22 protein-coding genes are annotated in these 23,579 nt (G+C 72.4%); 5 read left to right on the top strand and 17 right to left on the bottom strand.

All coding sequences use genetic code 11. The annotated features are described in order from the left end of the window. Nucleotides 1–115: 115 nt before the first annotated feature. Complete coding sequence (gene mshA / locus RT054_RS08940; protein WP_313023179.1) at nucleotides 116–1,417, bottom strand: D-inositol-3-phosphate glycosyltransferase; 1,302 nt, start codon at nucleotides 1,415–1,417, stop codon at nucleotides 116–118. Between the two features lie 326 nt (nucleotides 1,418–1,743). On the opposite strand from mshA, the gene RT054_RS08935 reads away from it, so the two are divergent. Then, nucleotides 1,744–2,484, top strand: a complete 741-nt coding sequence (locus RT054_RS08935) for a class I SAM-dependent methyltransferase (protein WP_313023176.1) — start codon at nucleotides 1,744–1,746, stop codon at nucleotides 2,482–2,484. Nucleotides 2,485–2,547: 63 nt separating this feature from the next. Here RT054_RS08935 and RT054_RS08930 read toward each other — a convergent pair whose 3' ends face one another. From RT054_RS08930 to RT054_RS08885, 10 genes are all read right to left on the bottom strand, one after another. Then, complete coding sequence (locus RT054_RS08930) at nucleotides 2,548–2,919, bottom strand: phosphomannose isomerase type II C-terminal cupin domain (RefSeq protein ID WP_312717642.1); 372 nt, start codon at nucleotides 2,917–2,919, stop codon at nucleotides 2,548–2,550. A gap of 304 nt (nucleotides 2,920–3,223) precedes the next feature. Then, a complete protein-coding gene (locus RT054_RS08925; protein WP_313023175.1) occupies nucleotides 3,224–4,087 on the bottom strand; it encodes an alpha/beta hydrolase in 864 nt (287 codons plus the stop codon). Beyond that, nucleotides 4,087–4,425: a DUF2516 family protein gene (locus tag RT054_RS08920; RefSeq protein WP_313023173.1), complete on the bottom strand. Its 339-nt coding sequence runs from the start codon at nucleotides 4,423–4,425 to the stop codon at nucleotides 4,087–4,089. Before RT054_RS08920 ends, RT054_RS08925 begins: the two co-directional genes overlap by 1 nt. A gap of 194 nt (nucleotides 4,426–4,619) precedes the next feature. Then, complete coding sequence (dtd, locus tag RT054_RS08915; RefSeq protein WP_313023172.1) at nucleotides 4,620–5,045, bottom strand: D-aminoacyl-tRNA deacylase; 426 nt, start codon at nucleotides 5,043–5,045, stop codon at nucleotides 4,620–4,622. Next, nucleotides 5,045–6,151 carry a hypothetical protein gene (locus RT054_RS08910; protein ID WP_313023171.1) on the bottom strand — a complete coding sequence of 369 codons (1,107 nt, stop codon included), beginning with the start codon at nucleotides 6,149–6,151 and terminating at the stop codon, nucleotides 5,045–5,047. The genes dtd and RT054_RS08910 overlap by 1 nt, the downstream gene beginning before the upstream one ends. A 2-nt stretch (nucleotides 6,152–6,153) precedes the next feature. Beyond that, nucleotides 6,154–7,158, bottom strand: coding sequence for a helix-turn-helix domain-containing protein (locus tag RT054_RS08905; RefSeq protein WP_313023169.1), 1,005 nt, complete (start codon nucleotides 7,156–7,158; stop codon nucleotides 6,154–6,156). 358 nt (nucleotides 7,159–7,516) lie between these two features. Next, nucleotides 7,517–8,575, bottom strand: coding sequence for a folate-binding protein (locus RT054_RS08900; protein ID WP_313023166.1), 1,059 nt, complete (start codon nucleotides 8,573–8,575; stop codon nucleotides 7,517–7,519). 245 nt (nucleotides 8,576–8,820) lie between these two features. After that, on the bottom strand, nucleotides 8,821–9,324 hold the full coding sequence (locus RT054_RS08895; RefSeq protein ID WP_313023164.1) for an FABP family protein: 504 nt from the start codon (nucleotides 9,322–9,324) through the stop codon (nucleotides 8,821–8,823). Between the two features lie 25 nt (nucleotides 9,325–9,349). Next, entirely contained in the window at nucleotides 9,350–10,408 is a 1,059-nt protein-coding gene (locus RT054_RS08890; RefSeq protein WP_313023163.1) for a hypothetical protein, read from the bottom strand. Nucleotides 10,409–10,420: 12 nt separating this feature from the next. Continuing rightward, nucleotides 10,421–10,669, bottom strand: coding sequence for a MoaD/ThiS family protein (locus RT054_RS08885; protein WP_313023162.1), 249 nt, complete (start codon nucleotides 10,667–10,669; stop codon nucleotides 10,421–10,423). Between the two features lie 227 nt (nucleotides 10,670–10,896). On the opposite strand from RT054_RS08885, the gene RT054_RS08880 reads away from it, so the two are divergent. The 4 genes from RT054_RS08880 (at nucleotide 10,897) to RT054_RS08865 (ending at nucleotide 15,997) form a co-directional block, all read left to right on the top strand. Continuing rightward, on the top strand, nucleotides 10,897–11,562 hold the full coding sequence (locus tag RT054_RS08880; RefSeq protein WP_313023161.1) for a response regulator transcription factor: 666 nt from the start codon (nucleotides 10,897–10,899) through the stop codon (nucleotides 11,560–11,562). 82 nt (nucleotides 11,563–11,644) lie between these two features. After that, complete coding sequence (mshD, locus tag RT054_RS08875) at nucleotides 11,645–12,592, top strand: mycothiol synthase (protein ID WP_313023160.1); 948 nt, start codon at nucleotides 11,645–11,647, stop codon at nucleotides 12,590–12,592. Nucleotides 12,593–12,774: 182 nt separating this feature from the next. After that, nucleotides 12,775–15,027, top strand: coding sequence for an RNA degradosome polyphosphate kinase (locus tag RT054_RS08870; protein ID WP_312717619.1), 2,253 nt, complete (start codon nucleotides 12,775–12,777; stop codon nucleotides 15,025–15,027). Next, complete coding sequence (locus tag RT054_RS08865) at nucleotides 14,990–15,997, top strand: NUDIX hydrolase (protein WP_313023158.1); 1,008 nt, start codon at nucleotides 14,990–14,992, stop codon at nucleotides 15,995–15,997. The genes RT054_RS08870 and RT054_RS08865 overlap by 38 nt, the downstream gene beginning before the upstream one ends. A gap of 729 nt (nucleotides 15,998–16,726) precedes the next feature. On the opposite strand, the gene pstB is transcribed toward RT054_RS08865, so the two are convergent. The 6 genes from pstB to treZ all read right to left on the bottom strand — a co-directional run bounded on the left by pstB (nucleotide 16,727) and on the right by treZ (nucleotide 23,536). Then, a complete protein-coding gene (gene pstB / locus RT054_RS08860; protein ID WP_312717616.1) occupies nucleotides 16,727–17,506 on the bottom strand; it encodes a phosphate ABC transporter ATP-binding protein PstB in 780 nt (259 codons plus the stop codon). A 33-nt stretch (nucleotides 17,507–17,539) separates the two neighbouring features. Further along, a complete protein-coding gene (gene pstA, locus RT054_RS08855) occupies nucleotides 17,540–18,640 on the bottom strand; it encodes a phosphate ABC transporter permease PstA (protein ID WP_313023156.1) in 1,101 nt (366 codons plus the stop codon). Nucleotide 18,641: 1 nt separating this feature from the next. Further along, nucleotides 18,642–19,580 (bottom strand): phosphate ABC transporter permease subunit PstC, encoded by a 939-nt coding sequence (gene pstC, locus RT054_RS08850; RefSeq protein ID WP_313023155.1) that lies wholly within the window; start codon nucleotides 19,578–19,580, stop codon nucleotides 18,642–18,644. A gap of 125 nt (nucleotides 19,581–19,705) precedes the next feature. Continuing rightward, nucleotides 19,706–20,812, bottom strand: coding sequence for a phosphate ABC transporter substrate-binding protein PstS (gene pstS / locus RT054_RS08845; protein WP_313023154.1), 1,107 nt, complete (start codon nucleotides 20,810–20,812; stop codon nucleotides 19,706–19,708). A gap of 292 nt (nucleotides 20,813–21,104) precedes the next feature. Beyond that, the gene (locus tag RT054_RS08840; RefSeq protein ID WP_313023153.1) at nucleotides 21,105–21,704 is read right to left on the bottom strand and encodes a hypothetical protein; all 600 of its coding nucleotides are present in this window, start codon (nucleotides 21,702–21,704) and stop codon (nucleotides 21,105–21,107) included. A gap of 26 nt (nucleotides 21,705–21,730) precedes the next feature. Continuing rightward, on the bottom strand, nucleotides 21,731–23,536 hold the full coding sequence (treZ, locus tag RT054_RS08835) for a malto-oligosyltrehalose trehalohydrolase (RefSeq protein ID WP_313023152.1): 1,806 nt from the start codon (nucleotides 23,534–23,536) through the stop codon (nucleotides 21,731–21,733). Nucleotides 23,537–23,579: the final 43 nt, after the last annotated feature.

The raw sequence follows: 23,579 nt of genomic DNA, 5'->3' as shown, positions 1-23,579 counted from the left end.
CGGCCTCCACCGGTGTCGTTCGTGACGGGTGAAGGGTGGTGGCGACCTGCGGGAGTCCTGTCCGTGTCGGCGCTGAGGGGCGCCGCTGAGTCGTGGGTGGTCGGGTGGTGAGGCCTCACGACCCGTCGGCGTGGAGCCGACGGGCGCGAGAAGTCATCGCCTCACCGTAAACCCGCACGAGCGAGTCCGCCGTCCGGTCCCATCCGAACCCCGCCGCGTGGCTCGTCGCCACCCGTGAGAGCCGGGCGCGTTCGGTGGGATCGTCGAGGAGGGCCTCGAGCCCGCGGCTCCACTCGTCGGTCGCGTGGGTGGGGAGCAGCACCCCGCCGCCGACGGCGAACGGGAGCCCGCCGACGTCCGCGGCCACGACCGGCGTCCCGCAGGCCTGCGCCTCGACCGCCACGAGTCCGAAGGACTCGTTGTACGACGGCACCGCGACGAGGTCGGCCGCGCGGTACCACTCGGCGAGGTGCTCCCGGGTCGTCGGGGGCTCGAACACCACACGATCGGCGATGCCGAGCTCGGCGGCGAGGTCGGCCAACCAGTGAGGCCGTTCCAGTCCGGACCCACTGGGCCCGCCGAGCACCGCGACCCGCAGCCGCGCACCGAGGTCTGGGCGTCGGGACCGGAGATCCGCCACGGCGCGAAGAAGCAGGTCCGGAGCCTTGAGCGGTTGGATGCGGCCGACGAACAGCACGAGCAGGTCGTCGTCCTCGACGCCGACGGCGACTCGTGCCCGCGACGTGTTCCCCGGGGTGAACAGGTCGAGGTCGACGCCGGGGTGGACGACCCGGACCCGGTCGGGGTCGGCGTCGTAGAGCTCGACGAGCTGCCGGGCCTCGAGGTCGGTGTTCGCGACGAGACGGTCCGCCGCCTCGACGACCTGGACCTCACCGATCTCCCGTCCGCGGGGCTCGGGGCGGTCGCCCTCGGCGAGTCCGATGTTCTTCACCCGCGCCATGGTGTGCATCGTGTGCACGAGTGGCACGTGCCACCGGTCGGCCGCGAGCCAGCCCACCTGCCCCGACAGCCAGTAGTGGGAGTGGACGACGTCGTAGTGCCCCGCCGGATGCGCGGCGACCTCGCGCATGACCCCGGCCGTGAAGGCGCAGAGTTGCCCGGGCAGGTCCTCCTTGGACAGACCGTCGAAGGGCCCGGCCACGACGTGCCGCACGTTCACCCCTGGGGCGAGTTCGACCGATCGCGGCTGCCTGCTGCCGGTCGCGCGGGTGAAGACCTCGACCGCGATCCCTCGCGCCGCAAGCCGCCGCGCCGTCTCGACCACGTAGACGTTGAGGCCCCCTGCATCGCCCGTCCCCGGTCGCTCCAACGGGGAGGTGTGCACGGTGATCATCGCGACGCGCCGAGGCGTCGGGACGGTCTCGCCGCACGGCGAGGGAGACGACGAGGCGATCATGAGGCACATCCTGCCTGCCCGCCCGGCGACCCGCGGACACGGGTCGCCGTCATGGCAGCACCCGCGAGAAGGCGGACGGAGTCGCAGGTCGGCGGGGGTCGCGGCGGGTGGTGGCTCGGACTCGTCTGCCCCCGCGCGCACGACGAGCGTCGAGGTCGCGAACGGCGGCCCGGAGACCGCCGAGGTGCGCCGTCGGTCGGTTCCGGTACGGGGGCTCGCGTCGCGCTGCGGAGGCCCCGTACGGTGAGGTCGTGCGTGCAGTCCGTCCGGATCGTCCCGTGGGGGTGATCACCCGTGGCACGACTGGTGCGAACCGGCTACGGCGGATGGACCGGTTCCTCACCCACCGCAGCGCAGCCCTGCTGCGGCGGCCCGGGCCCGCACCGCTCGTCGTCGATCTGGGCTACGGCGCGGCGGCGACGACGACCGTCGAGCTGCGTCGGCATCTCGCCGCCCTCCGGGCCGACGTCGAGGTCGTCGGTGTCGAGATCGACCCGGCGCGCGTCGCCGACGCCCTCCCCCACGCCGACCCGCCAGGGCTGAACTTCGTGCGTGGCGGCTTCGACCTCGGTGCCCTCGCGCGCCGGCCCGTCCTCGTCCGCGCGGCGAACGTCCTGCGTCAGTACGACGAGGCCGAGGTCGCGGGCTCCTGGCGCCTGCTGCAGGACCGGCTCGCACCGGGCGGACTCATCCTCGAGGGCACATGCGACGAGATCGGCCGCCGCGCCACGTGGGTCCTCCTCGACGAGCAGGGACCACGCTCGCTGACGATCTCCCTCGCGTTCGCCGGCTTCGCGCTCCCGTCGGACGTCGCGGAGCGACTGCCGAAAGCCCTGATCCACCGCAACGTCCCCGGTGAACGCGTCCACGCCTACCTCGCGGCCCTCGACGCGGCGTGGAGGAACACGGCGCCGCTCGCGCCGTACGGACGTCGGCAGCGGTTCCTCGCGACGTGCGCCGCACTCCGGGAGCGGGGGTGGCCGGTTCTCGACGGGCCCCACCGATGGCGACTCGGCGAGGTCAGCGTGCGGTGGGAGGCCGTCGCCCCCGGAGGCGCGGCAGCGTGAGGCCGGAGAACGGCATCGGAGCCTCGCGGTGAGAACCCCGAGGCCCGGCGAGGCCGCGCCCGCTCAGGAGCGGGAGTAGTCGTCCTCGAGACGCTCGATGTCGTCCTCGTCGAAGTGCCCGAAGCCGACCTCGAGCACGCGGGCAGTCGCCGATCCGCTGTTGCCCATGCGGTGGACCGCGCCGAGCGGGATCCACACCAGCTCCCCTCGAGTCGCCTGCCACGTGCGGTCGTCGACGGTGATGTCGACCGGGGCGTCGTCGAGCACCTGCCACATCTCGGCGCGCTGCGCGTGCTTCTGCAGCGACAGCCGCGAGCCGGGCGCGACGGTGATGACCTTGACGGTGACGTTCTGGTTGGTCGCGAAGTTCTGGAACGCCCCCCACGGCCGCTCGACGGTGAAGACGTCGTCGCGCTTGTCGTTGATCTCGCTCATGTCGCGTTCCGTTCTCGTGTGCCGCGGCTGGCCGCGAAGGGCATGGTGTCGACTCGGCCGACGTGGTTCCCCCCAGGACGGTCCGGCGCCATCATATCGGGGGACTCGGACCCACCCGTGGTCGTTCCATCCAGCGCGGTCGTTCCATCCAGCGTGGTCGTTCCAGGGTGACCGGGTGACGCGCGGGTCGGGCGGGGCGTGCCGGGTGGCACCGCTCTCGAAAGGGCCGGCGGCAGGACGACCTCACGTCGCGTCGGTCGAGCGGGCGTGGGCCGGCACGAGAACGGGGCGTCGGGGCCTCTGCTCAGGCGTGTTCGTGGTGGGAGGAGGACGCGAAGGCGCCCGAGGACGACTCGCAGGGCGGCACGGGGTCGGCGAGGAACGTGGAGACGAGTTCACGCACCCGGGCGCGGTGTCCCCACAGCACACCCCCGGGCGGCAGGATCTCCAGCTCGGCGTTCGGCAGCTCCGCAGCGAGATCGCGGGCCACGTCGGCGGGGTGGACGTCGTCCCCCTCCTGACCGATGACGAGGGCTGGCGTCGTCACCGCGCGCAGCACCTCACGGTCGGTGAGCGGCACCTCGAAAGGCACCGTGCGCAGCGCGCGCGAGACCGGCGTCCCGGCGAGGAAGGCAGCCTGCTCGACCGCCCACCTGCGGACGACCGGCTCGTCGCGAATGTCGGAGGGTTGTTCGGCGAGGAGGAGACCCGTGATGCCGGCGCGGTCGTGCGCGTCGACGAGGTCGGCGAGGGCGAGGAACCGGCCCGGGACACCGTCGGTGCGTCGACGGTCGACGGGCGTCGGGAGGACGAACACGAGCCGGTCGAACCGGTGAGGGGTCCGAGCCAGCAGCGTGCACAGGGCCCCCGCCCCCATGCTGACCCCCAGACACCGCGTGGCGGCCACGTGATCCGCCACGGCGCGCAGCTCGGCGGCGAGGGCGGGGTAGGTCCAGTCCGTCTCGGGCGCCTCGGAGGCGCCGTGGCCGCGGAAGGAGAGGAACGTGCGAGCGCCGTGGACACCGCTCGCGAACGGTCTCGTCGTCGAGATCGACCCGGTGAGGCCGTGGGCGAAGAGCGTCGTCGGCTCCCCCTGGCCGACGGTGAGGTACTCGATGTCGCCGGTGGGCCCGGCGAGCAGGGAGGTGGGGCGGGTGGGCCGCCGCATCACCACGAGCCGTAGGGGCCCTGACCGCTCGCGCCGCCCTTACGGCGGCGGTAGGCGCGGTGGGGTGTGATGGCGGGACGGACGTCGGCGAGGTAGACACCGACCGCGACGACCGCGATGAGCGCGAACATGTTGAGCACGGATTGGATCGACACGAACAGCACTGCGAGCGACACACCGAGCGCGATCGTCCAGAACGTCTTGCTCTGCTTGCCCTCGACGGCGAACGCGGCCTTGTCGTGCCGCAGGGCGTCGATGAACGCGAAGAGACCGAGCGCGAAGACGGCCACCCCGAGTGCGAGGGTGACGGCGTTCTGGGCACCGAACACGAGTTCCATCGCCCCAGACTACGGGAGCGGCGGCACCGGGCCGAGGGGTGAGGAACACCGAGCCCGCCGCTCGTCGTCCCCCACCCCGTCGCCGTCGGGGAGCCACGCCGGACGCGCCTCGCCCCGACCCCCTGACGGCGGGGATCGGGGCGGGCTGGGCACGGTGGGCGACCAGCCGTGCCTCGACGCCGGAGGCAGGGACCTCAGACGTCGACGACGAGCGTGAACGGGCCGTCGTTGCACAGTACGACGCGCATGTGCGCACCGAAGCGGCCCGTGGCGACGGTGATCCCGCGTTCACGAAGCCCCGCGGCGACCGCATCGACGAGCGGCTCGGCGATGGCACCCGGGGCGGCGTCACTCCACGAGGGACGCCGCCCCTTGCTCGTGCGGCCGTACAGGGTGAACTGGCTGACGACGAGCACTCCGGCGCCGGCGTCCTCCACCGACGCCTCACCGTCGAGCATGCGCAGCTCGGCGATCTTGCGCGTCATCGTGGCGACCTCCGCGTCACCGTCGGCGTGCGTCGCGGCGACGAGGGCGAGGACGCCGGGACCGTCGATACGGCCGACCTCCTCACCCTCGACGACGACGCGGGCGCCGTCGATGCGCTGGAGGACCGCACGCATCAGTCGAGCTGGTCGTTCTCGCGAACGGCCGCGGCGACGTCGGCAGGGGTGGGGATGTCGATGTCGTCGGAGGGCGTCTTGACGATCTGGATCTCGGAGCCGGCGGAGGCTGCCGGGGCCTTGGGGGCGCTCGCCGGGGTCGACGGGGTCGGGCCGCTCTTGGGCGCGGCCTTCTTCGTCGTCTTCTTCGCGGTCTTCTTGGCCGTCTTGGCGATCGGCGAGCCGGCGGCCGAGGGCGATGCGGCGGACGTGCCGCGGGCGGCGGACGTGCCGGTCGCGGTCGAGGTGGCCTCGGCGGCGGCTGCGGCGGCCTTGCGTGCGCGGGGCGAACGGCGGGCGGTCGTCGTGGCGCCGGCCTCGATGCCCGCGGTGACGCGGTCGTGACGCACGGGCGCGTCGGCCTCGCCCCCGGTGGGGCTCGTGGCGGTGACCGAGGTGTCGATGACGGCTGCGCGGCGACGGGCCTCGGGTCGACGGGTGGTGTGGGCGTCGTCGTGACCGGCGTGCGTGACCGCCTCGACGACCTTGCCGGCGGCGCGCGTCGCGTCGTCGGCGACCTTGCTCGCGGCCCGCGTCGCGTCGTCCGCGGCACCCGTGACGGCGTTGCGGCCACGCCCGACGGCGACGCCGGCCTGGCGGGCGAGACGACGGGCCTCACGGCGGGCGCGGGCCTCCTCCGCGTGCAGGTGGGCCTCGCCGGTGGCGCGGGCACGGTTGATCGCCGGGATCGCCTCGGTGACGGTGTGCTGGCCCCGCTCGGCGAGCTGGGCGTAACCCTTGAGGAGCTCGCTCATGGCGAGACCGGGGGCCTTGCGGGCGCCACGGGCGACGTCGGCGACCTCACCACGCAGGGCGGCGAGCCCACGGCGGTTCTCCTCGGCACCGGTGTCGGTGGACCCCAGCGAGCGGAGCGTGTCGACGGTGAGCTCGGTGGCGCCGAGCAGCGCGTAGGCCGGCTCGAGCACCTTGGCGGTGCGGCCACGCAGGACCTTGGGGGTGGTGGTCACGGTGGTCGTCGCCTCCGGCTTGGTGGTGTCGGTCTTCGCGCTCAGGGCGATCGGGTCGGTGGGCTTCGTCGAGGACGTCGTGGGCTTCTTCGGTGACATGGTCACTCCTTCTCCGTGGGGGCGTCGGGGGTACGGGGTCGTCGGGTGGCAGGGGTCTGTGGGGCGCGTCGGTCGGCCGCGCGGCGGGTGGTGGGGCGGGGGGCCGGGCGGGTGTCGCCGCGCGCGTCGGTCCCTGCGGCCGCGGTGTCGTCCGCGGCACGATCGGCCGTCACTGTGGGTGTGCCGACGGACGAGGCGGTGGCGGTGGCGCGCGACCTGGTCGAGCGGGGCTTCGATCCCCCGCGTCGTCCGGTCGCGGTGGCCGACGGGGTGTCCGCCGAGGTGGACTCGGCAGCGACGGCGCTCGCCGTGATCCCCGCGGTCGCCCCGTTCACGAGGGTCGTGGCGATGGCCACGTCGACCTTCGGCCGGGCGGGGCTCACCGGGGGCTCGAGGCTCGCCCCGGGGGTGCTCGCCGCCGTGACACGCGCACCGGGCCCGAGGGTCGCGACCTGCGTCGAGGCGACATGCCCCTTCTCCGCGCGAGCGCGGGTCTGCGTCTCGCGGGTCTTCCCGCTCGCCTTCGCGTCACGGGTCTTCGCGTCACGGGACTTCGCGTCGCGGCCGTTGGTGGTGGGTGCCTTCGCCGCACGGGTCTTCGTGGCGGCGGCGGTGTCCGTGAGCTCTCCCTCGGTGACCTCGTCGGCGTCGTCGCGCGGCACGAAGGAGTCGTAGAGGTCGATCATGATGCGCCGCTGGCGGTCGGTGAGGTGGCGGTCGAGCGAGAGGGCGAGACGCACATCGACGGCGCTCGCCTCACGCGACTCGTCGAGCAGGCCCGCCTGCACGTACAGCGACTCGGCGGAGATCTGCAGTCCGCGGGCGAGGGAGTTGAGGATGTCGGCGCTCGGTCGACGCAGTCCGCGCTCGATCTGCGAGAGATAGGGGTTGCTGATGCCCGCCACCGCGGAGAGCTGGCGAACGGACAGCTGTGCGTTCTCCCGCTGCTCGCGCACGTACTCCCCGAGGTCGCGCATGCCGGGCACGTGCGGGGTGAGTCGGGGCATACCTCCATAGTGCTTGCAGGAGTTAGCGCATTGCAAGCGGGAGTGAGCAGCGACTGGGTCACATCGCCCCGCGGACGCCCTTGGGCCCCGGTGTCTTCCACCGTCGCCGGCCCGCGACCCGCGGAGGCGATCTCGGAGCGGCCGCACGGACGAGACGTGGGGAGGCTCGGCGACGACAGCCGCTGCCGCGACCGCTCGGCGCGACACCCGGCGCGTTCCCCACCGCTTCGGCTTCCCTCACCGTGCGGACCCACCCCCGGTACGGCCCCGGAGTGCCGCGGCGATGCATCGAGGCGTCGGCGGGTCGGGTCGACGCCGCCGTGGCAGGGCGGTCAGGCGGTCGGGGCGGTCGGGGCGGTCAGGGCGCGACGATCTCCGTCTGCGCCAGCGTCACCGGGGCCTCGTCCCCCACCGGGACGGTGGCGAGATCGACGTCGAGCGGCACGTTGCGTTTGACGACGGCGAGCGCGATCGGCCCGTCGACCTGGTCGCGGGCCACGCTCGTGAGCCGGCCGACGACACGACCCGCATGCGACACCTCGCATCCCGGCACCGGAAGCACGTGGCCGGAGCCGTCGAGGTGGGCGAACACGAGGCGACGGGGCGGGCGGCCGAGATTGTGGACGCGGGCGATCGTCTCCTGGCCGCGGTAGCAGCCCTTGTGCAGATGCACGGCCGTGCGCAGCCAGTCGACCTCGTGCGGGATCGTGCGGTGGTCCGTCTCGGCACCGAACCGCGGACGCCAGGCCCCCACGCGTTCGGCCTCCGCCGCCCAGAGCCCCGCGAGTGCCCGGTCGCCGACCGCCGCCGAGAGATCCGCGCGGGGAACGAGCAGTTCACGCCATGCCCGACCGGTGGCGGGGTGGGACTCCCCCGGGCCGTAGAGCGCGGTGTCACCGACGGGCCCGGGCCACGGGTCGACCCACGCCAGCGGTTCACCCGGGGCGCTCGGGGCGGCGATGGGCTCGCCCAGCACCGCGTACCGATCGGTGACGTCGGCGACCTCGACGCGCAGCATGAACCGCATCCGGTCGAGGAACTCGACGAGTGGAGCGGCGGCTCCCGGTTCGACGGTCAGCCACGTCGTCTCCCCGTCGTCGACGACGTGCATCGCGTTCTCCACGTGCCCCTTGGGCGAGAGGAGCAGGGTCTCCGTGCTCTGCCCGGGTGCGAGATCGGACAGATGCTGCGTCGTGAGCGAGTGCAGCCAGCTCAGGCGATCCGGCCCCGCCACGGTGACGACCCCACGATGGGAGAGGTCGACGACCGCGAGCCCCTCGGCGAGCAGCCGTTGCTCCCGCATCGGGTCGCCGTAGTGCGAGGCCACCGCCGCGTCGATCCCGGCACCGGGCACCGCGCCGGGACGCTCGAGCAGCGGGGAGGTCGGGGCGGGGGCGGCGGTCGACGAGTCACTCACCCGTCCAGCCTACGGTCGCCCTCCGCGCCGCCCGACGGGGCCGCTCCGCCGGCGACGCCGTCGAGGGTGGTGCGCCACCCGCCGAGGGCGTGACCCGTGGGAGCGTACGGTCGACGCCGACGTGGCCGCCGCCACCGTCGAAGGGTCGAACTTGGCCGCCGTCGTGGACCATCTCCTCCGCGCGGGCCCCATCTCCTCCGCCCGACGGGCCGGGCGCGCGACGGCCGGGCTCGCGACGAGGCCTCTCAGCCCACGCGCGTGAGCTGCGCCGAGGCGTGGCTCTGCATGGGGTGCCCCTCGGCGGCCATGTCCATGACCCACAGCAGCTTCTGCTCGACGAGCCCGTACATGCGGCGGGCGGCGGTGTAGTCGCGGGCCGCAGGGCTGCGCATGACGCCGTCGGTCGCCAGGTCGAGCACCGGGCGGTCGACCTCGCGACGTCCGACGTACATCTCGAGGATGCCGGTGGGGTGGACGAGGAGCAGTTCGATCTCGCCGTTGTCGAGGAACCGGAGGAACCCGGACTCGCGGGCACTGTCGCGGTCCTTCGAGCCGTCCTCGTTGAGGAGATGCGTGTGGCTCTCGATGGCGAGGAACGGGCGGCCGTCGTGGCTGATGACGAGCTCCTGGCCGAAGTTGCGGGAGTCCATGTCGGGGTAGCCGACGACGCCGACGCCCTCCCAGCGGCCGATCATCCAGCCCAGAGGCGCGACGGCCGGGTTCATCGTGGGATCGATCTCGAACGGCATGGTGGGTCCTTTCGGGGAGGCGGGGTCAGAGCGGGACGGCGCCCGTGAACCAGGCGAGACCGTACGCGATGACCCCGGTGGACAGCACGGATCCCGCCGCCGAGGCGATCTGGGCGCGACGCCCCCACAGCGAGGGGAGGACGGACTGGATCTGCCGAAGGGCGTAGCTGAACCCGCCCGCGAGCGCACCCGCGACGGCGACGAACGGCAGCGAGGAGGATCCGAACGCCGCGTGGACACCCCAGGCCCCGAACCCGCCGAGGACGACGGACGCCACCGCGCAGGCCGCGGCGACGCCGCCTCGGGGACGTCGACCGAGGCCGATGTCGGCGAGGGTCGCCGCGGCGGTGGCGCCCATCACCGCGGCGATCGCGTCACGGCCCTGGGGCTGGACGACGAGGGGGACGAGGCACGCGGCCGAGCTCAGGAGTGCAACACCGGCGGCGACCGCGGAGACGGATTCGACGAGCCGCGGCCGGGCGTCCCGCCGCACGAGCTGGTGGACGAACGACGCGATCATCGACAGGGCGACGAACCCGGGAAGGCGTTCGAGGGTCGTGGTCGGGCTGATCGCCGCCGGCACCAACAACAGGACGACGGCGATGAGCTGCACGATCGTCGTGCCCCGCGGGCTGGGGAGACGCAGCAGCGGCACCCATCCGATCGCGAGGAGGACCATCGGCAGCGCCAGGGCGGGCACCATCCACGTCACGCTGCCCGTATGCGCGACGACACCGAGGACGACGGCGACGACGAACGCGACCACCGTCACGACGGGGCGCCACGGGCGACGCGGCGGGCGAGGGCGGGTCCCCGGAGCGTCCGGGTGCGACCTCGCGGCGGCATGACCGTCCGCAGAGCGACCGTCGACACCGTGGTCCCCGGCGACGACGTGACTCCCGGCGACATCGTGATCCTCGGCGACCCCGGCCTCGGACGGCGCGGCGCTCGCGGCCGGGTCGGACGTGGCGGCCCTCGTCCCGACGGCGTCCATGCCGTCGTGAGCGGCGGCGGGAGCCGGGTCCTCCTGCGGGCGTCGGCCGTCCTGGGGGGACGCGTCTGCCGCAGGTCGGATGTCGTTCACGGTGTCATCCTGTCAGCCGCCCGCGAACGGGGGCAGGATCTCCACCGACACCCCGTCGGACAGCTGCGACCCTGCCCGGTCCTCGGGGCGCACGGGGGTCCCGTCGACGAGGACGGAGGCCACCTGCAACACCGGGCCGAGCTCGGGGTGACGGGCGACGGCCTCGTCGAGCACGGCCGCGACGGTGTCGGGCCTCGCCTCCTCGGCGTCGACCCCGGTCGCGGCCGCAGCGGCGGCCCAGTAGCGGAGCGTGACGGTCACCGTCTCACCTTCTCAGGACGGGCCGTGCCCATGCCAGCCGAGGCCTGCCCCGACGTCGCGAGATCGCGGGCAGGATCACAGCCGAGGATGTCGTGAGGTGGCTGCGATCACGACCGCGCCGCTGCATCCTTGCCTGCGACGTCGGGCCGGAGGGGGTGACGGAGCCGACCCCGTGTCGGCCGCGCCGGCCGGATTCGGCGTCGATGCCCCACCGTAGAGTGAGGGTCATGGCCCAGGTGGTGCTGCTCTCGAGGTCGCGGGAGTCGGGTGAGGACGTCCTGCCCGCGCTCGTGCTGCTCCCGCACCGGGTGCGGGTGGTGACCGACGTCGGCGCGCTGACCTCCGTCCCCGCGGGCACCGTCGTGCTCGTCGACGCCACGACCGACCTCGTCGCCGCCCGCGCCTCATGCCGCCAGATGGCCTCCTCGATGCCCGATCTCACGCTCGTGGCCGTCATCACCGAGGGCGCCCTCGCGGCCCTCACCCCCGAGTGGGGCCTCACCGATCTCCTCCTGCGGACCGCCGGTCCCGGTGAGGTCGATGCCCGCCTCCGGCTCGCCGCGGCCCGCGGCGACCACGCCCCCGAGGACGGCCCCGAGGTGCGCGAGGCCGGAGATCTCGTCATCGACGCCTCCGGGTACTCCGCCCGCGTGCGCGGGGTGCCGCTCGACCTCACGTACAAGGAGTTCGAGCTCCTCAAGTACCTCGTCTCCTCCCCCGGCCACGTGTTCACCCGCGCCCAGATCCTCGAGGAGGTCTGGGGGTACGACTACTACGGCGGCACGCGCACGGTCGACGTCCACATCCGGCGGTTGCGGGCCAAGCTGGGCCCCGAGCACGAGGGCCTCATCGGTACCGTGCGGGGTGTGGGGTATCGCTACGAGAGCCCCTGACCCCGCCCCGTCCCCGTCGAGGTCCCGCGATGCGGTGAACCCGGGGAAGGAGCAGGTGCCGCCCGACGAGCAGGAGCCGCGCATGACCGAGCAGACCTCTCCCCACCTCGAGATCCGCACCTCCCTCACCCCCGCGCAGGCGGCCGAGGTCCGCGACCTCGCGAGGCGGGCGGCCGACGCCGACGGGGTGGAGGCGCTCTCGGAACAGACCCTCCTGCACCTCGACGCCGCCCCCGGTGCGCACCGGCACGTCCTCGCCGGTCTCGAGGGCGGGAACGACGCGGGCGGCATGCACGGTGCGATCATTGGCTACGCCCACCTGGACCACACCGACCCCGAGGCGGGGGCCGAGATCGTCGTTGCGCCGGAGTCCCGCCGCCACGGGCTCGGCACGGCCCTGTGGGGCGCGGTGACCGACCTCGTCCCCGATGCCCGCGTATGGGCGCACGGCGACGTCCCCCCGGCGTCGGCGTGGGCCGAGCACGCCGGGCTGCGCGTCGTGCGTGAACTCCTCCGGATGGCGCGACCGCTCGAGGGTCTCGCCGACGCCGCGGTCGACCTCCCCGAGGGCTACACGGCCCGCACGTTCGCGCGCGCCGACGAGCAGACCGACACCCGGGCCGCCCTCGAGGCGGACATCCAGGCCTGGGCGGCCCTCAACGCGCGTGCGTTCGCCACGCACGCCGAGCAGGGACGCATGACGGCGGCGGACGTGCGCGCACGCATGGCCGAGCCGTGGTTCGACGCGGACGGGTTCTTCCTCGTCGCCGACCCGGAGGGGCGTCTCGTCGCGTTCCACTGGACGAAGACCGAGGACGGCGAGGGCGAGGTCTACGTCGTCGGCGTCGACCCCGACCGTCAGGGACTCGGACTCGGCAAGGCCGCCACCCTTCTCGGCCTCCGGCACCTCGCCCGCGCCGGCTTGACGCGGGTCACCCTCTACGTCGACGGCGACAACGCCGCTGCGCTCGCCACCTACCGCCGGCTCGGGTTCGAACGCATCTCCCTCGACGTGCAGTACGCGGCCTGACCCCGGCGTCGGTGGCACCTGCGGCGGGCCGCGCACGTCGCGCCCACCGGTCGGCGTGCCGTGGCGCACCCGGCGGGCCGTCCCGGGCCATCGCCGCAGGTGGGCCGCCCCCGACGCGCGACCACCGCGGCTTCGCCGATCCGCCCGGAGACGCCCTGCGCCGACCGTGGCACCATGAGCGCATGACGGCCACGAGCGACAGCGCGACCCCTGCCGAGACCTCCCCCGCCCACACCGGTGCGCTGACGGCGGTCACCGGCGAGACGACGTCCGCCGCGGGCGCGAGGCCCCGCGCCGCCAACGGCCGTTTCATGCCCGCCGGCCCCGCCGACGGCGAGCAGCTGCCCACCGACCGGTTCCTCGATCGGGAGATCTCCTGGCTGCAGTTCAACGAGCGCGTTCTGCAACTCGCGGCCGATCCCGACATGTACCTGCTCGAGCGCGCCCGGTTCCTGTCGATCTTCGCGAGCAACCTCGACGAGTTCTTCATGGTGCGCGTCGCGGGGCTCAAGCGCCGGATCGCCACCGGGCTCGCGGTGCGCTCGGCCTCGGGGCTCGAACCGCGCGAGCTGCTCGACCGCATCATGTCGACGGCCCAGGGCCTCATGGCCGCGCACGCGCGGATCTTCGACGAGCAGGTCCGCCCCGCGCTCGCCGAGGAGGACATCCTCATCGTCGGGTGGGACGATCTCGCGGCCCCCGAGCGCGCCCGCCTCGACGAGTGGTTCGCCGCGCAGGTGTTCCCGGTCCTCACCCCGCTCGCCGTCGACCCGGCGCACCCGTTCCCCTACATCTCGGGGCTGTCGCTCAACCTCGCGGTCGTCCTCGAGAACCGCAAGTCCGGGAGCGAGCACTTCGCCCGCGTCAAGGTCCCGCCCCTGCTCCCGCGCCTCGTTCAGATCCCCGCCGCCGACGGCGAGGAGGACCTCTACTCGGCGCGGTTCGTGCCGGTGGAGGAGGTCATCGCGGCACATCTGCCCGAGCTGTTCCCGGGCATGGTCGTGCGGGAGCACTTCAGCTTCCGCGTCACCCGCAACGAGGACCTCGAGGTCGAGGAGGACGACGCGGAGAACCTCCTCGCCGCGCTCGAGAAGGAACTCACCCGTCGCCGCTTCGGACCCGCCGTCCGCCTCGAGATCGAGGAACGCACGGACGACCACGTGCTCGACCTGCTCACCCGTGAGCTCGGCGTGAGTCCCCGCGAGGTCTTCCGCCTGCCCACCCCGCTCGACCTGCGCTGCCTCGACGTCATCGCCGACCTCGACCGCACCGAGCTCAAGTACCCGCCGTTCGTGCCCCGCACCCATCGCGACATCAACCGTCACGAGAGCGCGAAGGCCGCCGACATGTTCGCGGCCATCCGCCGCAAGGACGTGCTCGTCCAGCACCCGTACGACTCGTTCTCGACCTCGGTGCAGGCGTTCGTCGAGCAGGCGGCCGCCGACCCGCGCGTCGTCGCCATCAAGCAGACCCTGTACCGCACGAGCGGCGACTCCCCCATCATCGACGCCCTCGTCGCCGCCGCCGAGGCGGGCAAACAGGTCCTCGCGGTCGTCGAGATCAAGGCCCGCTTCGACGAGCAGAACAACATCGACTGGGCCCGCAAGCTCGAACATGCAGGCGTCCATGTCGTCTACGGCGTGGTCGGGCTCAAGACCCACTGCAAGCTCTCGCTCGTCATCCGCGCCGAGTCCGGTGGCCTGAGCCGCTACTGCCACGTGGGCACCGGCAACTACCACCCCAAGACCGCACGACTCTACGAGGACTTCGGCCTGTTCACGGCGGACCCCCACGTGGGCGAGGACCTCACCAAGCTGTTCAACCAGCTCTCCGGATGGGCGCCCCGCAGCAAGTTCTCCCGGCTGCTCGTCGCGCCGTCCTCGATCCGCTCCGGGCTCATCGAGCGGATCGAGGAGCAGATCGCCCGCGCCGAGAAGGGCCAGGACGCCTACGTCGGCATCAAGGTCAACTCCATCGTCGACGAGCGCATCATCGACAGCCTCTACCGCGCCTCGCAGGCGGGCGTGCGGGTCGACGTCCTCGTCCGCGGCATCTGCTCGCTGCGCCCCGGCGTGCCCGGCCTGTCGGAGAACCTCCGCGTGCGATCCATCCTCGGACGGTTCCTCGAGCACTCCCGCATCTTCGTCTTCGGCCCCGGCGGGCGGGACGCGGTCTACATCGGCAGCGCGGACATGATGCACCGCAACCTCGACCGTCGCGTCGAGGCGCTCGTGCGCATCACCGACCGCGGACACGTCGAGGAGCTCGTCAACGTCCTCACCCGAGGAATGAGCGACGAGTTCTCGAGTTGGCACCTCGCCGGTGACGGGCGCTGGACGCGCCATCACCGCGCCGAGGACGGCACCCCGCTGCTGGACCTGCAGAGCGTTCTCATCGATGAACACGCTGCCAAGCGCAGCGCCCGGCGTGGCTGAGGCGCGGGTCCGCGCGGCCGGCACCCTCCCCTGGCGTCGCCGCAAGGACCGCCTCGAGGTCCTTCTCGTCCACCGTCCCCATCACCGCGACTGGTCCTGGCCCAAGGGCAAGCTCGATCCGGGCGAGGAGTGGGCCGCCGCCGCCGTGCGCGAGACGTTCGAGGAGACCGGGCTCAAGGTGCGCCTCGGCCGTCCGCTCCCGCTGAGCGTCCACTCCCTGCCCCCCGACACCGGTGGCAGCGGCGGTCGGCGAGGCGCGCACCGCCGCAAGGAGGTCCGCTACTGGGCCGCCGAGGTCGTCGGGGGCGACGGCCGCCTCGAGAACGAGATCGACGACGTGCGCTGGGTGACGCCCTCCCGGGCACAGCGGCTCGCCACGTACCGGCGCGACCTGGAACAGCTGCGCACCCTCACCGCGAGCCCCGTCCTCACCCGGAGCGTCGGCATCGTGCGGCACGCGCACGCCGTCTCCCGCAAGAGGTACGACGGGGACGACGATCGCCTCCGTCCGCTGGACCCGCCCGGCGAGGCCCGCGCCCACGACCTCGCACCGCTCCTCGACGCCTACGGGTTCACGCGCATCGTCAGTTCCCCGTCGGTGCGGTGCGCCCGCACGATCGAGCCCTACCTCGAGACGACCGACGACACCGTCGAGGTCGCCTGGTGCCCCGAGCTGTCCGAGGAGGGCTTCGAGGCCCGCCCCGGCGATCTGTCGTCGATCGTCGACGAGGCGCTCGCCGGCTCCGACCCGGTGCTGTTCGGCAGCCACGGCCCCGTCCTGCGGCCGCTGCTCAAGGAGATCAGGCGACGACACCGTACCCCCGGCCGTGAGACCAAGCGGGTCCTCGACGCCCTGGCCCGCGACAACCTCGCCAAGGGCGAACTCGTCGTCCTGCACATCGGCACCGGGTCCACGCCGTCGATCCTCGCCGTGGAACGTCACCGCCCCGAGGGGCGGAGTCGGTCCTGACGGCGGCGTCGCTCCCCGAGGTCGCTCGATACGCGGTCGCTCGATACGCGGTCGGTCGCGCCCCACGGGGGTGAAGCCGGTCCGCGCGGCGCGGGACCACCGACAGCCCGGAGAGGTGGTGCACGGTTCTCGCGCCGGGTGGGAACAGAAGCCACCCTCTGCTACGTTGGGTCCTCGTGTGTGCCGGGCCGCGGCAGCCCCGGGCTCCAACATTCGCCGCTACGAGCGGCCTCGCGCCGAGAGGCGCTCCCGGTCCGGCACACACCTCACCCTCGTCGAGAACCCGCGCCGCGACCCCTCACGGCGCCGGCCGATCAGCGTCGCGGTGGTGAGGCCATCGTGACGGTCGCGGTCGTCACCGTCACGCCGACAGAGGCTCCTCGCCCGCGTGCGCGCAGGTGTGGTCGTGGGCGTCGTCGGCGGCCATGGACCTGGACCGGCGGCCCGGCCCACGCCACCCACAGTCGTCGCACACTCCATGTGCGAAGGACCCGATCTCCACGGTCTCCCGGTCGGGGACGTCGACGATCTGCGGTCGGGTCCTGGTGCGCTTGCCGATGCCGAACATCGAGACGAACTCCCGTCGTCGTGAGGAGATGGGCGGAGCGGCCGTCCTGGACGGCCGCTCAGATCGTTGCACGACCGGACCCGAAACTCCGCGCCGCAGGGACGCATCGTGAGGCTCCTCATAGGAGCCGGGACCACGGCGACGGAGTCGCGGGACCGGCCTCAGCCGAACCGGCCGGAGATGTAATCCTCGGTGGCCTTCTTCGCGGGGTTGTTGAAGACCTTCTTGGTCTCGTCGAACTCCACGAGCTGACCGGGCTTGCCACTGCCCTCGATGTTGAAGAAGCCGGTCTTGTCGGAGACGCGGGCGGCCTGCTGCATGTTGTGCGTGACGATGACGATCGTGTAGTTCTCCTTGAGCTCGCCGATGAGGTCCTCCACGGCGAGGGTGGAGATGGGGTCGAGCGCCGAGCACGGCTCGTCCATGAGGACGACCTCGGGCTTGACCGCGATCGTGCGGGCGATGCACAGGCGCTGCTGCTGGCCGCCGGAGAGTCCCGAGCCGGGCTTGTCCAGCCGGTCCTTGACCTCGTTCCACAGGTTGGCGCCGCGCAGCGAGCCCTCGACCAGCTCGTCGGCCTCGGTCTTGCGGATGCGCTGGTTGTTGAGGCGGACGCCCGCGATGACGTTCTCGTAGATCGACATCGTGGGGAAGGGGTTGGGCTTCTGGAAGACCATGCCGACCTTGCGGCGCACCTGCACCGGGTCGACACCCTTGGCGTAGATGTTCTGCTCGTCGATGACGACGTTGCCCTCGCAGTAGGCGCCCGGGATGACCTCGTGCATGCGGTTCAACGACCGCAGGAAGGTCGACTTGCCACAGCCGGAGGGACCGATGAGGGCGGTCACCGAGCGGGGCTCGATGAACACGTCCACGTCCTTCACGGCCAGGAAATCGCCGTAGTAGATGTTGAGGTCCTTGACGTCGATGCTCTTCGACATGTGCGTGATCTTCCTTCCGGGCGTGCTCGCCGGTCAGCGCCCGGTCTTGGGGGCGAAGAACTTGGAGATGAGGCGCGCGATGATGTTGAGCGCCATGACGATGAGGATGAGCGCGAGGGCCGCGGTCCAGGCCCGCTCGATGAACGGCGCGGGCGGCACGCCCGGCGTGGCGTACTGGTAGTACGAGAAGACGGGCAGGGTCGCCATGCGGCCCGAGAACGGGTTGAGGTTGACGCTGGTCGTGATGCCGACGGTGACGAGCAGCGGGGCCGTCTCACCGATGACGCGGGCGATGGCGAGGGTGACGCCGGTGGCGATGCCGGCCAGTGCGGTCGGCAGGACGACCTTGACGATCGTGAGCCACTTGGGCACGCCGAGCGCGTACGCGGCCTCGCGGAGTTCGTTGGGCACGATCCGCAGCATCTCCTCGGTGCTGCGCACGACCGTCGGGATCATGAGCACCGTGAGTGCGGTGGCACCGATGATTCCGGCCCGCGCGCCCTCGCCGAAGACGAGCACGAACAGGGCGTAGGCGAACAGACCCGCGACGATCGAGGGGATCCCGGTCATGACGTCGACGAAGAACGTGAGCGCCTTGGAGAGCCGGTTCTTGCGGCCGTACTCGACGAGGTAGATGGCCGCGAGGATGCCGATCGGGATCGAGACCAACGCCGCGATGCCGGTGATGATGACCGTGCCCATGATCGCGTGGTAGGCCCCACCGCCGGCGCCGACGACGCCGCGCATGGAGTAGCTGAAGAACTGGGCGTCGAAGCGGTGGTAGCCCTTGCCGACGACCTCGACGACCACCGAGACCAGCGGCACGAGGGCGAGGGCGAACATCGTCGTGACGATGCCGGTGACGAGGCGGTCCAGGGCGTGCCGCGGGCCCTCGACGAGGCGCGAGGCGACGTAGATCGTCACGCAGTACAGCAGCGCCCCGAGCACGATGATCCCGACCGAGTGCAGGCCCCACCCCAGCAGCGGGGAGAGGCCGAGGCCGAGCAGGATCGCGACGACGAGGATGCCACGGCGCACCGGGGTGGTGAGCGTGCCCTGGGTCATCGCGGCGCTCGTGGAGGGTGCGGCCGGGGGCGGCGCGGTGAGGGTGCTGTTCTTCTGGTCGGTTCTCATGTCAGTTCGCTCCCGAGAACTCGGCCCGGCGGGAGACGATCCAGCGGGCGAGCATGTTGACGGCCAGGGTGAGCGCGAAGAGCACCAGACCCGAGGCGATGAGGGTGTTGACGGCCAGACCACTGGACTCGGGGAACTGCAGCGCGATGTTCCCCGCGATCGTGCCGGGGTTGGCGCTGCCGATGAGGTTGAACGAGATGCCGCCGGACATCGACAGGATGATGGCGATCGCCATCGTCTCGCCCAGCGCCCGACCGAGACCGAGCATCATGCCGGAGATGACACCGGACTTGCCGAACGGGATGACCGCCATCTGGATCATCTCCCAGCGGGTCGCGCCCAGCGCGAGGGAGGCCTCCTCGTGCAGGCGCGGGGTCTGCAGGAAGACCTCACGGTTCACCGCCGTCATGATGGGCAGGATCATCACCGCGAGCACGATGCCGACGACGAACATCGTGCGACCGGTCGTGCTGGGCGGGCCGGCGAACAGCGGGATGAAGCCGAGCTTCTCGGACAGCCATGTGGTGACGGGGACGGTCTTGGGGGCCAACACGAACACACCCCAGAGGCCGTACACCAGGCTGGGCACGGCGGCGAGGAGATCCACCAGGTAACCCAGCGCCTGCGCCAACCGGCGCGGGGCGTAGTGGGTGATGAACAGCGCGATCCCGATGGCGAGCGGCGTGGCGATGAGCAGGGCGATGACCGCCGACAGCACCGTGCCGAACAGCAAAGGGGCGATGTAGGAGGTCAGGCCCTTGCCGCCGGGGATCTGTTCCGGGTCGGCGACGAGCGCCGGCCATGCCTGCCACAGGAGGAAGGCGGCGACACCGGCCAGGATGGCGAGGATGAGGATGCCCGAACCGGTCGCGGCACCGGCGAAGATGCGGTCTCCGGGGCGCGTCACCGCCCGGGGCGGTCCGGCAGTCTGCGTCGTCACTGGTGGTCTCTCTCGTGTCAACTGCGTGCGGGTGGATCAGGGGATGGGCATCGAGCCCGGTGACCGCGACGCGGTCCGGCACACCCGGGGCGGGTGCGCCGGACCGCGGAGACGGCGGCGTCCGGTCAGCCCGCCGCGATGGTGTTGATGCCCTTCATGGCGTTGTCGCGCGCGGTCGAGGAGATCGGCGCGGAGCCCGCGGACTCGGCGGCGGCCTTCTGGCCCTCCTCGCTGACGATGTAGGTCAGCCAGGCCTTGACCAGGTCGGCGGTGTTCTGGTCGGCGTACTTGCTGCACGCAAGGGTGTAGGTCACGAGGACGATCGGGTAGGTCCCGCCCTCCTTCGTGTCCCGCTTGAGGTCGATCGCGAAGTCGTACGGGGAGGTGCGGTCCTTGGCGGGCTCGGAGGCGTCGACGACCTTGGCCGCGGCCTCGGCGCTGTACTCCACGAACTCCTCGCCGACCTTGACCTTGGCGTGCTTGAGGTCACCGATCTGGCTGGCGTCGGCGTAGCCGATCGTGCCGTCACCGGCGTTGATGGCCTGCACGACGCCGCTGGTGCCCTTGGCGGCCTCGCCGCCGGAGATCGGCCAGTCACCGGAGGCCTTCTCGGTCCAGTCCTGCGGGGCGGCCTTGCTGAGGTAGTCGGTGAAGTTCTCGGTCGTGCCCGACTTGTCGGAGCGGTGCACCGGGGTGATCTTCGTGGCCGGGAGCTGGACCCCCGCGTTCTCGGCGGCGATCGCCGGGTCGTTCCACGTGGTGATCTTGCCGGAGAAGATCTTGGCGATCGTGGGAGCCGACAGCTTGAGCTCGTCGACACCCTGGACCTTGTAGGCGACCGCGATCGGGGAGATGTACGCCGGGAACTCGAGAAGGTCACCACACTTCTGCGGGACCTTCTTGGCCTCGTCGGCGTCGAGGTAGGCGTCCGACCCGGCGAACTGCACACCACCGGCGAGGAACTGCTCGCGGCCGGCGCCGGAACCCTGCGGGTCGTAGTTGACCGTCGCCTGCGGGTTGGCGCCTTCGAACTTCGCCTTCCAGGCGTCGACAGCAGCGGCCTGGGAGCTCGCGCCGACACCGGCGATCGTGCCCGAGACGCCGGCGGAGGTGGCCGGGGCGTTCTCGCCACCGCCGGAGGCGCCCTCGTTGGCCGCACCGCAGGCCGACAGGGTCAGTGCGAGGGCGAGGGTGGCCGGCAGGCCGACCCGGCCGAGGGTGTTGCGCTTCACGTCAGTGAGCCCTTTCCAGTGGGGTGTTCTCGTCGTCAACCGAGGGAACCCGCGCCACGGGGCGCGCTCGTCGGGCGTCGTGCCGGTCCCCTCCACCCGCAAGTTAGGCGGCCGGGCATGACGCGCTCGCCCCCGGCGGGTGAACGGGGCGTGAACGCCGCCCGTACACTCCCTGCTACTGAGACAGGCGTCATGAACGACCGCCCGAGAGGGTGTGATGGTCGTCCGTTCGGCGTGAGGCACGCCACAAAACGCCCCCGCGGCGTGGGACGGGCACCGGCCGCGCCCGGCCTCAGTCCAGCGACTCCTGGCGCCACAACCGGGCGCAGGCGGCGAGGTCGTCCGCCATCGTCGCGACCTGTCCCGCCCCACCGGCGAGACCGGGCACATGGAGGGATTCGACGGGGGTCGCATCGTCACGCGAGGCCCGGCCGGCGGAGACGACACGGCAGAACGCCGCGGCGCGATCCAGGGCTCCGGAGAGGTCGCCGTCGAAGACGCCGGTGAGGACGGCGTCGGCGAGCTCGGTGACCTCCTGCGGCCCGGGCGGGCTGCCGACCCCCGCGATCGCCCCGGAGACCTGCGCGTACGCGAGGCCGTCACGGTAGTCGCGACTCGCCCCCTCCCCGTCCCGTCGGACCCATTCCCGGATGGCGTAGAGGCGCCAGAGCGCGCCCGGCAGACTGCGCGCCGGCCGCCCCGCCCACAGCTCCGCGACCGTCGAGAGTCCGATCTCGTCGACCAGCGCCACGAGCCGGCGGGTGAGGTCGGGGTCGCGGCGGGCGCGCCCGGTGCGCACGACGACCGCCGCACTCTCGTGCGCGATCTGGGTGATGACCGCCGGGTCGAGACGTTCCTGCCCGAAGGAGTCCAGAGCACGGGCGTCGAGCATCACCGGCCGGCGCGGCCGCGGGGTCGTCACTCCGCCGCCGGCCCCACGACGACGACGGAGTCGCCGGCGAGATGGATGCGCTGCCCGTCGATGGTCGTCGTCACGTCGAGGGCGAGGAGCACCACCGAGCCGTGGCCGCCGTCCGGGAGGTCGAGGTCGAGGTCGACCTCGCGGGAGGAGAGATTGACGGCGACGCGGTGAGCGCCCCGGACGACGACGAACGCCCCGTCGACCGGCCCGGGGTCGACGCGGACGTCGGCCAGGTCACCGGAGCGCAGGTCCGGGCGCGATCGCCGCAACGCGAGCAGCGCGCGGTACCAGCCGAACATGCGCTCGTGCTCACCCTCGCCGATCTCGTCCCAGTCGAGGACGGAGGCGTTCACCGTGGCGACGTCCTGCGGGTCCGGCACGTCGTCGGCGGTCCACCCGTGGGTCGCGAACTCCTCGCGGCGTCCGTCGCGCACGGCCTCGGCGAGGTCGACGTCGGTGTGGTCGGTGAAGTACTGCCACGGGGTCGAGGCGGCCCACTCCTCCCCCATGAACAGCATCGGCGTGTACGGGCTCGTGAGCAGGAGCGCCGCGCCGACGGCGAGGCGGCGGTAGGGGACGGTCGCGGCCAACCGGTCCCCGGCGCGGCGGTTGCCGACCTGGTCGTGGGTCTGCAGCGAGGCCACGAACGCGGAGCCGTCGACGAGGTCGGGGTCGACGGGCCGGCCGTGGGTGCGTCCGCGGAAGGTCGAGTAGGTGCCGGCGTGGAAGAACGGAGAGGTGAGGACGGTCTCGAGGGCGTGTGGCGCGACGAAGTCGGCGTAGTAGCCCTGGGTCTCGCCGGTGAGGGCGACGTGGAGGCCGTGGTGGACGTCGTCGGCCCATTGGGCGTCGAGCCCGAGGCCACCCCTGTCGCGGGGCGTCACCGTGCGGGGGTCGTTGCGGTCGCTCTCGGCGATGAGGTACATCCGACGACCGTTCTCCTCGGCGAGGTCGTCCACCGCCGTCGTGAACTCCTCGAGGATGTGCACCGCGCTGTCGTCGTGGAGCTCGTGCACCGCGTCGAGCCGCAACGCGTCGAGGTGGTAGTCGCGCAGCCAGGAGATGACGTTGTCGACGAGGTAGGCCCGCACGTCGTCGCTCTGGGGACCGTCGAGGTTGACCGCCGCGCCCCAGGGCGTGTGGTGGCGGTCGGTGAAGTAAGGGCCGTAGGACAGCAGGTAGTTGCCGTCGGGCCCGAGGTGGTTGTGGACGACGTCGAGTGCGACGGCGAGGCCCCGCCCGTGGGCGGCGTCGACGAACCGCTGCAGCGCGAGCGGGCCGCCGTAGGGCTCGTGGACGGAGAACGGCGCGACGCCGTCGTACCCCCACCCGTGCACGCCGGGGAAGCTCGTGACGGGCATGAGCTCGACGATGTCGACGCCCAGCTCGACGAGGTGGTCGAGGCGACCGATCGCGGCGTCGAGGGTGCCCTCGGGGGTGAACGTGCCCACGTGGAGCTCGTAGATCGTGGATCCCTGCAGCTCGACGCCGGTCCACTCGTCGTCGGTCCAGGCCGACTCGTCGAGATCGACGACCTGCGCGAGCCCGTGCGGCCCGTCCGGCAGCCGCCGCGCGGCGGGGTCGGGCAGGACGGGGCCGCCGTCGAGGCGGTACCCGTACCGGGCGCCGTTCTCGGCGGGGATCCGCAGGGTCCACCAGCCACCGGGCAGGGACTCCATCGCGTGGCGGGTGCCGTCGAGCTCGAGGTCCACCCGTTCCTTCGCGTGGGGGGCCCAGAGGGTGAACTCGCGGCCTCCCTCGGTGTGGGTGCCGGCGGCGGCGATGGAGGGCTTCTGACTCATGACTCTCCCTGCAGGTCGGGGGTCGGCGTGGTGCGGGTGGTCG

Origin of the sequence: Mobilicoccus sp. (genome assembly GCF_032060985.1) — a bacterium.
Lineage (GTDB): Bacteria > Actinomycetota > Actinomycetes > Actinomycetales > Dermatophilaceae > Mobilicoccus.
Note: the sequence above shows the minus strand (reverse complement) of the source record. Positions and strands in the feature narration are given on the sequence as shown.